General features: G+C 61.6%; 12 protein-coding genes. 1 reads left to right on the forward strand and 11 read right to left on the reverse strand.

Annotated features, from left to right (window positions below):
* Positions 1-4 precede the first annotated feature (4 nt).
* The 6 genes from odhB to EM6_RS08500 all read right to left on the reverse strand — a co-directional run bounded on the left by odhB (position 5) and on the right by EM6_RS08500 (position 9,252).
* Positions 5-1,540: a 2-oxoglutarate dehydrogenase complex dihydrolipoyllysine-residue succinyltransferase gene (gene odhB / locus EM6_RS08475; protein WP_126421896.1), complete on the reverse strand. Its 1,536-nt coding sequence runs from the start codon at positions 1,538-1,540 to the stop codon at positions 5-7.
* A 119-nt stretch (positions 1,541-1,659) separates the two neighbouring features.
* Positions 1,660-4,641, reverse strand: a complete 2,982-nt coding sequence (locus EM6_RS08480) for a 2-oxoglutarate dehydrogenase E1 component (protein WP_126421898.1) — start codon at positions 4,639-4,641, stop codon at positions 1,660-1,662.
* A gap of 397 nt (positions 4,642-5,038) precedes the next feature.
* Positions 5,039-5,923, reverse strand: coding sequence for a succinate--CoA ligase subunit alpha (gene sucD / locus EM6_RS08485; RefSeq protein WP_013477770.1), 885 nt, complete (start codon positions 5,921-5,923; stop codon positions 5,039-5,041).
* Between the two features lie 10 nt (positions 5,924-5,933).
* Complete coding sequence (gene sucC, locus EM6_RS08490; RefSeq protein ID WP_126421900.1) at positions 5,934-7,136, reverse strand: ADP-forming succinate--CoA ligase subunit beta; 1,203 nt, start codon at positions 7,134-7,136, stop codon at positions 5,934-5,936.
* A gap of 194 nt (positions 7,137-7,330) precedes the next feature.
* Positions 7,331-8,611, reverse strand: a complete 1,281-nt coding sequence (locus tag EM6_RS08495) for a spinster family MFS transporter (RefSeq protein WP_126421902.1) — start codon at positions 8,609-8,611, stop codon at positions 7,331-7,333.
* An 80-nt stretch (positions 8,612-8,691) separates the two neighbouring features.
* Positions 8,692-9,252 carry a DUF2306 domain-containing protein gene (locus EM6_RS08500; RefSeq protein WP_126421904.1) on the reverse strand — a complete coding sequence of 187 codons (561 nt, stop codon included), beginning with the start codon at positions 9,250-9,252 and terminating at the stop codon, positions 8,692-8,694.
* 82 nt (positions 9,253-9,334) lie between these two features.
* Between EM6_RS08500 and EM6_RS08505 the strand changes: the two genes are divergently transcribed.
* Positions 9,335-10,192, forward strand: a complete 858-nt coding sequence (locus tag EM6_RS08505) for a LytTR family DNA-binding domain-containing protein (protein WP_126421905.1) — start codon at positions 9,335-9,337, stop codon at positions 10,190-10,192.
* 139 nt (positions 10,193-10,331) lie between these two features.
* Here the strand turns inward: EM6_RS08505 and EM6_RS08510 are convergent, their stop codons facing one another.
* The 5 genes from EM6_RS08510 to EM6_RS08530 form a co-directional block, all read right to left on the reverse strand.
* Positions 10,332-10,814, reverse strand: coding sequence for an SRPBCC family protein (locus EM6_RS08510; protein WP_197723568.1), 483 nt, complete (start codon positions 10,812-10,814; stop codon positions 10,332-10,334).
* Between the two features lie 12 nt (positions 10,815-10,826).
* The gene (locus EM6_RS17475) at positions 10,827-10,964 is read right to left on the reverse strand and encodes a hypothetical protein (RefSeq protein WP_197723569.1); all 138 of its coding nucleotides are present in this window, start codon (positions 10,962-10,964) and stop codon (positions 10,827-10,829) included.
* Between the two features lie 7 nt (positions 10,965-10,971).
* Complete coding sequence (locus EM6_RS08520; RefSeq protein WP_126421907.1) at positions 10,972-11,460, reverse strand: SRPBCC family protein; 489 nt, start codon at positions 11,458-11,460, stop codon at positions 10,972-10,974.
* A gap of 203 nt (positions 11,461-11,663) precedes the next feature.
* Positions 11,664-12,101, reverse strand: coding sequence for a VOC family protein (locus tag EM6_RS08525; RefSeq protein WP_126421909.1), 438 nt, complete (start codon positions 12,099-12,101; stop codon positions 11,664-11,666).
* Positions 12,102-12,123: 22 nt separating this feature from the next.
* Positions 12,124-12,657: an SRPBCC family protein gene (locus tag EM6_RS08530; protein WP_126421911.1), complete on the reverse strand. Its 534-nt coding sequence runs from the start codon at positions 12,655-12,657 to the stop codon at positions 12,124-12,126.
* Positions 12,658-12,660: the final 3 nt, after the last annotated feature.

Consider the following 12,660-nt stretch of genomic DNA (forward strand, 5'->3'; position numbering starts at 1 on the left):
GAAATTACACATCGAGGACGAAACGTTGCGGGTCTTCGAGCCCTTCCTTGACGCGGACGAGGAAGGTCACGGCTTCCTTGCCATCCACGATGCGGTGATCGTAGGACAGGGCCAGGTACATCATCGGGCGGGCGACGATCTGACCGTTGACGACCATCGGGCGTTCCTTGATGGCGTGCATCCCCAGAATACCGACCTGCGGCATGTTGAGGATCGGCGTGGACATCAGCGAGCCATAGATGCCGCCATTGGTGATGGTGAAGGTGCCGCCTTGGAGCTGATCCAGCGACAGGGTGCCATCACGCGCCTGCTTGCCCAGCGCGGCGATGCCCTTTTCGATACCGGCCAGCGACAGGTCATCGACGTCACGCAGGACCGGCACAACCAGACCCTTTTCCGTACCCACGGCGACGCCGAGGTCGTAGTGGTTCTTGTAGATGATGTCCGTGCCATCGATTTCGGCGTTGAGCGCCGGGATGTCCTTCAGGGCAGCGACGACGGCCTTGGCGAAGAAGGACATGAAGCCCAGCTTCACACCGTGACGCTTTTCAAAAACGTCCTTATAGGCGTTGCGCAGGCTCATCACGGTGGACATGTCCACTTCGTTGAAGGTGGTGAGCTGAGCCGCAGTATTTTGCGACTCCTTCAGGCGACGGGCAATGGTTTGACGCAGACGGGTCATCTTGACGCGCTCTTCACGCGGGCCGACTTCACGCGGGGCGACCGGAGCGGAGGGGGCTGCGGCCACCGGAGCCACGGCGACCGCCGCCGGGGTAGCCAGGGCCGCCAGGGCGTCGCCCTTGGTGATGCGACCGTCCTTGCCCGTACCGGCGATGCCGGCGGTGCTCAGGCCAGTTTCGGAGACGATGCGCTGAACGGCGGGCGACAGGTGCTCAGAGGCCTTTTGCGGAGCCGCAGCGGGGGCAGCCGCCGGAGCCGGAGCGGCAGCAGGGGCAGCGGCCACAGAACCCGCCGAAGCGCCAGCGGCGATGCGGGCAATGACCTGACCCGGCGTGACGGTCGCACCGTCTGCGGCGACGATTTCGGCGATGACGCCATCAGCCGGAGAGGCCACTTCGACGGCGACCTTATCGGTTTCGATCTCGACGAGGATTTCGTCCTTCTTCACCGATTCGCCGACCTTTTTGGCCCAGCGCGAGATGGCGCCTTCGGCCACCGACTCACCCATCACCGGGGTCTTGACGTCGAGCAGGGCCGCACCCGCCGCCGGGGCGGCAGCCGGCGTAGCTGCGGGGGCCGGAGCCGCGGCAGGCGCAGCCGCCGGGGCAGAAGCGACGGCGGCACCGGCAGCGCCGATACGGCCCAGCACGGCACCGGGGGTGACGGTATCGCCTTCACCGGCGAGGATTTCGGTCAGGGTGCCGTCAGCGGGGGCAGCCACTTCGAGCGAAACCTTGTCGGTTTCCAGCTCGACGAGGATCTCGTCCTTCTTCACGGCGTCGCCGGGCTTCTTGGTCCACTTGGCAATGGTGGCCTCGGAAACGGACTCGCCGAGGACGGGGGTAAGGATGTCGGCCATAGGTATAGGCTCCGATTTTATCTTTTCAAATTCAGGGGGTGAAGGGCGCGCTCAGGGTTCAATGGCAGCGCCCTTCATAGGGACGGGTTCAGGAAACTTCGTTCAGGCAGCCTGCGCGGTTACGCGAAGGCCTCGTTCAGGAAGGTTTCCAGCTCTTTCAGGTGGCGGCTCATGACACCGGCAGCGGTCGAGGCCGAGGCCGGGCGACCGACATAGCGAGCGCGCTTGGCCTTGATCTTCAGCTTGTCGAGCGTCAGTTCAAGCCACGGATCGACGAACGACCAGCCGCCCATATTCTTCGGCTCTTCCTGACACCACACCAGTTCGGCGTTCTTGAAGCGGCCCAGCTCGGTCAGCAGGGACTTCATCGGCCACGGGTAGAACTGCTCCAGACGCATCAGATAGACGTCCTTGATGCCCTTCTTTTCGCGCTCATCCAGCAGGTCGTAATAGACCTTACCGGAGCAGAGCACGACGCGACGGATCTTGTCATCGGCCACAAGCTTGACACCCGCCACATCGGGACGGCGCTCGGCGTCGTCGTGCAGCACGCGGTGGAAGGACGAACCTTCCGAGATGTCGGTCAGGGTCGAAACCGCCTTCTTGTGACGCAGAAGCGACTTCGGCGTCATGATGATCAGCGGCTTGCGGAACGGACGGTGGATCTGACGGCGCAGGATGTGGAAGTAGTTGGCCGGCGTCGTGCAGTTGGCGACCTGCATGTTGTCTTCGGCGCACAGTTGCAGGAAACGTTCCAGACGCGCCGACGAGTGTTCGGGGCCCTGACCTTCGTAACCGTGCGGCAGCAGCATGACGAGGCCCGACATGCGCAGCCACTTGCGTTCGCCCGACGAGATGAACTGGTCGATGACGACCTGAGCCCCGTTGACAAAGTCGCCGAACTGACCTTCCCACATGACGAGCGTGTTGGGATCGGCCAGCGAATAGCCGTATTCAAAGCCCAGCACCGCCTCTTCCGACAGGGCCGAGTCGATCACTTCGTAAGCGCCCTGACCTTCACGCAGATGGTTGAGCGGGAAGTAACGTTCCTCCGTACGCTGGTCGATGAAGGCCGAGTGACGCTGCGAGAAGGTGCCGCGGATCGAATCCTGACCCGACAGGCGCACATCAAAGCCTTCGTCGAGCAGCGAGCCAAAGGCCAGATGCTCAGCCAGCGCCCAGTCGATATTTTCGCCGCTGTCGATCGCCTGACGGCGGCCTTCGATCACGCGGCGCAGCGTCTTGTGCGCCTCGATCTCGTTGGGGATGGTGGTGATCTTGCGACCGATCTCTTCCAGCTTGGCGCGCGGCACCGAGGTGAAGCCGCGACGCTCATCGTCTTCGGGTAGGCCGAGGCCCGACCACTTGCCGTCCAGCCAGTCGGCCTTGGTCGCCTTGTATTCCTTACCCGCCTCGAACTCAGCGTTGAGGAAGGCGTCGAATTCAGCGATCCAGCCGTCGATTTCGGCCTGCGTGGCCACGCCTTCGGCGATCAGGCGCTGACCGTACAGTTCGCGCGTGGACGGATGGTCCTTGATCTTGGCGTACATGATCGGCTGCGTGAACGTCGGATCGTCGCCTTCGTTGTGACCGAAGCGGCGATAGCAGAACATGTCAATCACCACGTCCTTGGCAAACTTCTGCCGGAACTCGGTGGCGACCTTGGCGCAATAGACCACGGCTTCGGGATCGTCACCGTTACAGTGCAGGATCGGAGCCTGCGCGCCCAGCGCCTGATCCGACGGATAGGGCGAGGAGCGCGAGAATCGGGGAGCGGTGGTGAAGCCGATCTGGTTGTTGACGATGATGTGCAGCGTGCCGCCGGTCTTGTACCCCTTCAGCCCCATCAGGGCGAAGCATTCGGCCACCACGCCCTGACCCGCAAAGGCCGCATCGCCGTGCAGGATCAGCGGGATGGTCTGGCTGCGGTCGAGCTGACCGTCGCCCTTGGCCTTGATGTGCGCCGCCTGCTTGGCGCGGGCCTTGCCGAGCACCACCGGGTTGACGATTTCAAGGTGCGACGGGTTGGCCGTCAGAGACAGGTGGACATTGTTGCCGTCAAAGGCGCGGTCCGAAGACGCCCCCATGTGGTATTTCACGTCGCCGGTCGAGTCGATGTCGAGCGGCACGGTCGAACCGCCCTGGAATTCGTGGAACAGGGCGCGATAGGGCTTACCCATAACGGCCGTCAGCACGTTGAGGCGACCCCGGTGCGGCATCCCCAGAATGAGGTCCTTCACGCCCAGATTGCCACCGCGCTTGATGATCTGTTCCATCGCCGGGATCAGGGCTTCACCGCCGTCGAGGCCGAAGCGCTTGGTGCCGGGGAAACGGCGGTGCAGGAAGCGTTCGAGGCCTTCGGTCTCGATCAGCTTCTTGAGGATGGCGATCTTGCCTTCCTTGGTGAAGGTGATTTCCTTGTCGCGGCCTTCGATGCGCTCCTGAATCCACGCCTTTTCGGCCGTGTCGTAGATGTGCATGTACTGCACGCCGACATTGGCGCAGTAGGTGCGGCGCAAGATCTGGATGATCTCTTTCAGCGTCGCCGTTTCGAGGCCCAGCACGCCGTCGATGAAGATCGGGCGATCCATGTCGGCGGCGCTAAAGCCCCAGTGTTCCGGCAGCAGTTCCGGATTCTCACCCTTCGGCTCCAGACCGAGCGGGTCGAGATTGGCCTGAAGGTGGCCACGGATGCGATAGGCGCGGATCAGCATGAGGGCGCGCACGGAATCGCGCGCGGCGTTTTGCAGGTCGGCGGCAGAGGCCGGCGCGGCCTTACCGGCGGCGGCGTCCTTGGCGTTCTTTTCGGCAATGCCCTTGGCGGCCTTGGCTTCGACGGCAGGCCAGAACCCGTCCAGCGCCGAGGTCAGCTCATCGCGCTTTTCCACGACGGGGCGCGCCCAACCGCCCACCGAGGCGTTCTGCGCCACGTTGGTCGGGTTGTCCATAAGCTGATCGAAGAAGGCCCGCCAGGCCGGAGTGACAGAGCTGGGGTCCTTTGCCCACTGCTCCTGAATCTGTTCGATAAACAGGGCGTTGCCGCCATAAAGGAACGAGGTTTCCGCGAAAACCTGGTTCAGCCGACCGGAATCGTCCGCCATTCTATACCTTGCGAGACGGCCAATTACGACACCGTCTCCCTTTCGTACTTGGGTTGAGGCGGCCAATAACGACACCGCCTGACAGGAAGGTCTATACTCTCTTTGAGAGGTGTTGAGAACCTCTTAAGCTGTAAAAATCGTATACGATTTTTTGGGCAAATTGTTAGCGCTCACATTATGCGTCCACAGCTCGTCTGCGGCAATAAAAAAGCGCGCAGCCCTGAGGCTACGCGCTTTTCGTGACGAGTATGTGGCAAGCCATAAAACCTATGGCTCCTTGCACCGACGGGGAGCCGGGCGGCAGGTCAGGGGACGTCAAGAGCCCCCACCACCGCATCTAGCGCTTCGCGCGTCGTGCAGTCCCCCTCCCCAGCAAGCTGGGGAGGTATAACAGGCCTTACCCCTTCAGCACGCTGAGCAGGGTTTCGCCGAGCGCCGCCGGAGACGGAGACACCTTGATGCCCGCCGCTTCCATGGCCGCGATCTTGTCTTCCGCGCCGCCCTTGCCACCAGAGATGATGGCACCGGCGTGACCCATGCGGCGGCCCGGAGGCGCCGTGCGGCCCGCGATGAAGCCGGCCATCGGCTTTTTACGGCCGCGCTTGGCTTCGTCGATCAGGAACTGAGCGGCGTCTTCTTCGGCCGAGCCACCGATTTCACCGATCATGATGATCGACTTGGTTTCGTCGTCCGCCAGGAACATTTCCAGCACGTCGATGAACTCGGTGCCCTTGACCGGGTCGCCACCGATGCCGACGGCGGTCGTTTGGCCCAGACCGGCATTGGTCGTCTGGAACACGGCTTCATAGGTGAGCGTGCCCGAACGCGAGACAACGCCGACCGAACCCTTGGAGAAGATGTTGCCCGGCATGATGCCGATCTTGCACTCGTTCGGCGTCAGGACGCCGGGGCAGTTCGGCCCGATCAGGCGCGACTTGGAACCCGACAGGGCGCGCTTCACCTTCACCATGTCCAGCACCGGAATGCCTTCGGTGATGCAGACGATCAGCGGGATTTCGGCTTCGATGGCCTCTAGGATGGCGTCAGCCGCGAAGGGCGGCGGCACGTAGATGGCCGAGGCGTCGGCACCCGTGCGCTCCTTGGCTTCGGCCACGGAGTCGAACACCGGCAGGCCGATGTGGGTGGTGCCGCCCTTGCCGGGGGTCACGCCGCCAACGACCTTTGTGCCGTAGGCGATGGCCTGTTCGGAGTGGAAGGTGCCTTGCGCGCCGGTGAAGCCCTGCGTGATGACCTTGGTTTGCGAATTGATCAGTACAGACATTGCTCTAACCTTAGCCCTTCACAGCCTTGACGATCTTAGCGGCCGCATCGGCCAGATCGTCGGCGGCGATCACGTTCAGGCCGCTTTCGTTGATGATTTTCTTGCCGAGTTCGACATTGGTGCCTTCGAGGCGCACCACCAGAGGCACCTTCAGGCCGACTTCCTTCACCGCGGCGATCACGCCTTCGGCGATGATGTCACAGCGCATGATGCCGCCGAAGATGTTGACCAGGATACCCTTCACGTTCGGGTCCGAGGTGATGATCTTGAAGGCCGCGGTGACCTTTTCCTTGTTGGCGCCGCCGCCGACGTCGAGGAAGTTGGCCGGTTCCGCGCCATAGAGCTTGATGATGTCGAGCGTGGCCATGGCCAGACCGGCGCCGTTGACCATGCAGCCGATTTCGCCGTCAAGGGCGATATAGGAGAGGTCGAACTTCGAGGCTTCGATTTCCTTCGAATCTTCTTCGCTCAGGTCGCGCAGGGCTTGAATGTCCGGATGACGGAACAGCGAGTTGGAATCGAACGACACCTTGGCGTCCAGCACCAGAAGCTGATCGTCGCCGGTGATGATCAGCGGGTTGATTTCCAGCATGTCCATGTCCTTGGCGTTGAACGCCGCGTACAGTTGCTGAAGCAGCTTGAAGCCCTGCTTGGCCAGATCGCCCTTCAGACCCAGAGCGTGCGCCAGGGTACGACCGTGGGTCGGGAACACGCCGGTCGCCGGGTCGATGGTGAAGGAGTGAATCTTTTCCGGGGTCGAATGGGCGACTTCTTCGATGTCCATGCCGCCTTCGGTCGAGGCGACAACCGACACGCGCGACGTGACGCGATCGACGAGGAGCGACAGATACAGCTCCTTTTTGATGTCCGCGCCTTCTTCGATGTACAGACGGTTAACCTGCTTGCCCGCCGGACCCGTCTGATGGGTCACAAGAACGCGGCCCAGCATTTCATCGGCATTGGCTTCGACGTCGGCCGGCGACTTGACGACGCGCACGCCGCCCTTGGCGTCGGGGCCAAGGCCTTCGAAACGGCCCTTACCACGGCCACCGGCGTGGATTTGCGACTTGACGACCCACACCTTGGTGGAATCGTCCTTCAGGTTCTTGGCGGCCTCAAGGGCTTCCTTGGGCGAAAAGGCGGGATAGCCGCGCGGAACGGCGACGCCGAACTCCTTGAGTACGGCCTTGGCTTGATGCTCGTGAATGTTCATTGAACCGGTCTTATCAAATGGGATGCTGGCCCGTGTTAGCGATACCAGCGAGGAAATACAAGCCGTGCGGCGCACAGCTCGGCGACCTTGGGGGCACGGACGTCTTTGCCCGCACCGACGGGGTGGGGTTATAAAGACCCGTCCGGCGTTGTGCAACCGCAAGATCGCGGATTTTTGCCGTGGTCGGGGCGGGCTCAGACGGAAATCGGGGCCGTTTTCCAGTCTCGCTTAAGGGTAAGCGCTGTCAGAAGAAAGCAACCAGCCCCAAGCGCGTAGAAGACAAGGCCGCCGGTCACGGCCATTTTCAACGCATTTGCCGCATAATTATATGATAAATAATCCGAAATCGCGCCCATAATCCACGAGCCGAAGCCGAGGCCGATGATATTGGTGACAAACAGAAACAGGGCCGACGCCAGCGCGCGGTCCTGCGCCTCGACCACGTGGTGCAGGCTGGCGATCACCGGCCCCATCCACACCAGACCGAGCGCCTGAGCCAGGATCAGCAAAGCAAACCCTGCCGCCGTATCGAAGGCGAGGCCCGGCATCAGCAGCACCAGCCCGTAGGTCGGGATGCACAGAAGATAGGCCACCGCAGGCACCAGCGCGAAGGCGCGCGGCGATTTTGCGCCTAAGCGATCCGCGACAAAGCCGCCGCCCAGAATACCTATGGAACCCCCGATCAGGACGATCAGGCCAAAGCTGAAAGAGGCGGACATCAGCGTCGCCTTGAACGAGCGCATAAAGACCGAGGGCAGCCAGAACATCAGCCCATAGCCAATCACGGACGACAGCGAAGCGCCCAGCGAAATCAGCCACAGCGAGCGATTGCGCATCAGGCGACGCAGTCGGTCCAGCGCCGGGACGGTATCGGTTTGCGTCTGAACGTCATGACGGCGCGTGCCGAAGAAGAACAGCGGCGCAAACACGACGCCCGCCAGACCAATGGTGACGAAGGCGTGCCGCCAGTCGAAGGTCGCCGCCAGAAGCCCGCCGAACATGATGCCCAGACCCGATCCCAGCGGCACGCCCAGCGAAAAGACGGCCATGGCTCTGGCGCGATGGGCCGGCGGATAGAGGTCGCTGATCAGGCTTTGTGAGGGGGCGACGCCGCCCGCCTCCCCCACACCGACACTAAACCGCCCCAGCGCCAGGGTAAGCCACGAGGTGGCCAGACCGCAGGCCGCCGTGGCTGCACTCCACACAATCAGGGACGCCGTGATCAGCCGTACCCGCCCGACCCTCTGTGCGATCATCGCCGCGGGAATACCGAGCAGGGTATAGACAAAGGCAAAGGCAAATCCGCCCAGCCAGCCCAGTTGCGCATCGCTTAGCTTCAGTTCGGCCTTGATCGGCTGAGCGAGGATGGAGAGGATCTGGCGATCAACAAAATTAAAAATATAGACGATCAGCAGCAGAACCAGACAGAGGTGCGTTTTCCATCCCGGAAGGGCCGGTTGCGTCTGATCGGTCATAGTGCGGGTCCCGCCAAATTACGAAACCAAACCTAGCACGTCGTTTTGAAAATCCAAACGCTTAAGGCGGGTTATTCCGGTTATCCGAAAAAGACGTGCCACAGCAGGCGGCCCGGCATAAAGGCAAACAGACCCGCCACAACCAGCCCGCCCATAAACAGGCTCGTGGCCATAGTGCGATGCCGTTTGATGTTTTTGGTGCGCGCCGCATAGAGGATCATCGGCGCGACCACCACCGTCCAGCCCGACAGGATATGGATAAAGCTGAACATGCCGTGGTTAAGCCCGCGCAGCCAGAAGCTCGATATGGCCGCCGTTAGCATCAGGGCCAGCCAGATATAGCCCAGCAGACGGTGCGGCGTGCGCCCCTTCGGTCCCAGCAATTGATAAAGGCCGATGACAAAGGCCGTCATCGCCGTGCTCAGATGGATTTGCGTCGCCAGTGACGACTCAGCAATGGCGCGCAGGTTCGGGGCGTGCAGATGGGCTCCCTCAACAACCCGGGCAAAGGCGCTGAAATCGCCGCCGGAGGCAAGGGCGCTGATCAGGATGAGACCGCCCGTCAGGATCAGGGCGCTAATGAATTTCCAGATAAAAGAATAGGCCGAACGCGGCTTTGAGGTGGTTTGAGGGGCGGACATCAGGGGTTTCCGTGAAAATTGACTTGTGCGGGGTGACCGCTTCACGGCAATTAGGCAGGGCTTATCGGCTACGGGGAGACGGATGCGCGAACAGAAGGCATTACTGCGCGAAACGACGGGATCGACCGTTCACGCTTCGCCAAATGCAAAACCTGGCTGGTCGGAAACCGTATCGGGCGTCGGGCGTATCCTGATCGCTTCGCTGGGCATGGCCCTGTTTTTAAGCCTGATCAATGCCTTCAATACGGGCCAGATTCCCTTCGTCATGCGCTTCCTCTACTGGGCGGCGCTGATGCTGGCCGGATCGCTAGTGGCGGTGGGCGTCGATCGTTTTGGCATGAAGGTCATCCGCCATCGCCTACGTCTGGAAGGACGTCCGTGGCTGTATGGCGTCGTGCTGACCGTGCTTCTGACGCCGTCCATTTCGCTGGCTGTGTGGGCCATTACCCCCCTGTTCGGTCATATGCGCTGGGACATCGCGCTCTATCCGCGCTTCTTTGTGCCGGTTGGCGTTATCTCCGCCGCCATGACGACGCTGAATGTGCTGAGCAACCGTGAACCGCAGCAGAGCCATGCCTTCACGACACCCCCGCCCACCGAACCCGCAAGCCAGACTGACCCTGCGCGCGTCGCCTTTCGCGAGCGCTTACCCTTCAAGCATCAGAAGGCCGACATCTATGCCCTGTCGGCTGAGGACCATTATCTGCGGGTGCACACCAGCGCCGGAAGCACGCTGATCCTGATGCGGCTTTACGATGCCATCCGCGAACTGGAAGGGATCGAAGGCTCGCAGACGCACCGCTCGTGGTGGGTGGCCCGCGACGCCATCGAAGACATCCGCCGGCAGGACGGGCGCGTCAGCCTCACCCTGCGCGGCGATATCGAAGCCCCCGTCAGCCGCTCCTATCAGAAGGTGCTGAAGGCCGACGGGTGGATTTAGCGGAATGATTTCTACTGGAATCATTCCGCTCAAGCCGCCACTGAGGCGGCGGCCAAGGTGGCGGAGCCACCGCCCGGCGAGGGGCTAAACAAAAGATGGATCATTATGTTTCTACCAGAAATCATAATGATCCAGGCTCTTATTGTTTATTCAACCACGCTTCCAGCATATCGAGCAGGGCGTTGGTCCCGGCTTCCCGTCCGGCAATGTGGTCACAGCCGTCGAGGAAGGCCAGTTGCTCGGTCAGGCTCAGCCGTGAACCGGTCGCCGTGGTGCTGAATTCCAGCGTCAGCAGCGAAGCGGTGAGCAGGGTGTCCCCCACGTGCATGGTAAAGCTGGAGATAATGCGCGCTACTCTGCCTTGAGGCCCGTCTTCGGGCGGCACAATATCGTGAAAGACGGCCGACATGATGTGGCGCGGCTGGCCCTTGGGGCCGCCGCTGCTGCGTTCGTGCCCGCCGACGCGGAAATCAAGCGCGTGCGGATCGCTTTCCCAGTCCGGCGGGCCGGTGAACCACTGAGCCTTGGCCACCGGGTCCGACCACGCCTTAAAGACGGTTTCGACCGGAAAGGTCAGGTCGCGCGTCAGGCGCATAGTGTGCGGAGTCATCGAACGGGTCATGGTGTGTCTCCCTTATTTTGTTTTAAGCGGCAGGACGGTGGCAGGCCTGAGGGTCCGCGCATCGGACACCTTTTCCGCCGCGGGCGGCGAACAGGTGGTCAGTCCGGCATTCATTACCAGAAGGCCGAAGCCGAAGGGCAGAAGGCGCATGAGTCACCTATGACTTTAAGGATTGGGCGAGGGCTTCGAGCTGATCGGTGGCGATGCCCCAGCCCTCATGAAAGCCCATCTGTTCGTGCTGTTGGCGCGTCTCGACCGACCAGTGCAGGGCCTTGGCGACATAGCGCGTATGGCCTTCGGGCGTGTCTTCCAGCGTGATGATGGCGGTCATGAAGGGGGCTTCCGACGGCTCCCATGCCTTTACATAGGCGTCGGTGAGGACCAGCTTTTCGTTTTCGATCACTTCGAGATAGACACCGCGATTGGGGACGATCTCACCATTGGGTCCGTGCATGACGAAGGCATTGCTGCCACCTGTGCGCACGTCCAGTTCGACCTGATCAATATACCACGGCTTGGGGCAGAACCATTCGGCCAACAGCTTCGCGTCGGTCCAGCAGCGCCATACAAGCGCACGCGGGGCCTTCAACAGGCGCTCCAGCACCAGTTCACGGTCGGCAATCGGGGTTGCGGGTTGCGGGGTCATTTTTCGTTTCCTTTGAGAATTAGAGCCTTCGTCGGCTAAGTTGAGCCGCCGAACGGCTCTAAGTTTTTGTTTGGTCGCGCAATTTTTCCGAAAAGTGCCAAGACGCTTTCATGGCCCTTTATCGGATTGCGCTCTAGGCACAGCGCTGCCCTCCCCTTCCGGGTCACGGAAGGGCGGCAGGGATTCTTGTTTTGTGAGTGGTCTTATTGTGGGGTGTTGGCAGCGACGAAGGCTTCGTCAGCCACCGTATTGATCATCCACGGCTGACCGTACTTGTCGATAAACATGCCGAACAGGGGTGACCAGAAGGTGGGCGCAATCGGCATGTTCACCGCCTTCGCCTCTTTCGTCAGGCCGTCCCAGATGCGCTGCGTCTCTTCGACGGTATGGGGCTGAATGGACACGCAGAAGCCGGACGGGTTGGACGGACCATATTCCGGCGGGCAGTCAGCGCCCTGAATGATTCCCTCACCCGTGTTCAGGGTGGCGTGCATGACCCAATCCTTCAAGGCCGGATCAACGGGCATGTCGGGCGCGGCGGAAAACGGGAAGGTCATCAGTTCGCCGCCCAGAACGGACTGATAAAAGGCGAAGGCTTCGGCGCATTGGCCATTGAAACTCAGATAGACATCAATACGCACGGCACGTTCTCCTCTGTGGGGTTTATCGGTTTTCCGTCAGCGTTTTGAGGCGTGACAGGCCTTTTTCGAAATCCGCCCCGATCATCTTGTCTATATTGAAGATCAGGCCGAACAGACGCGAGACAAAGGGGGATGGCCCATACATGGCCCAGATCACCACGGTGCCGCCGTCTTGCGCCTGCAAGGTGAATTCGGCGGTATTGGTGGCGCGGATGGGTTTGATAAAGTCGAGCTGGATGACCAGCTTGCTCGGCACACGGGCTTCGGTGATGGTCATGCGGCCTTCACCGGCCTTGGCATTATCTGACGCCCACTCATAGACAGACCCCGTGCCAGCGGCGGGACCGCTGTAGGTACGGCGCAGCGCCGGGTCGATATCTTCCCACGGCGACCATGTCTGCCAGCGGCGCAGGTCTTCCAGTTCGGCATAGATAGCCTCCGGCGACGCCGCGATGGTCGCCGTGCGCTGAAGCCGGAAGTGGTTGGGCCGTAAGGCGGCGACCAGCAACACCCCGGCAATGGCAAGGCCGATCAGGCCTAGAATAAACGTCAGCATTTT

Source organism: Asticcacaulis excentricus (genome assembly GCF_003966695.1).
GTDB lineage: Bacteria > Pseudomonadota > Alphaproteobacteria > Caulobacterales > Caulobacteraceae > Asticcacaulis > Asticcacaulis excentricus_A.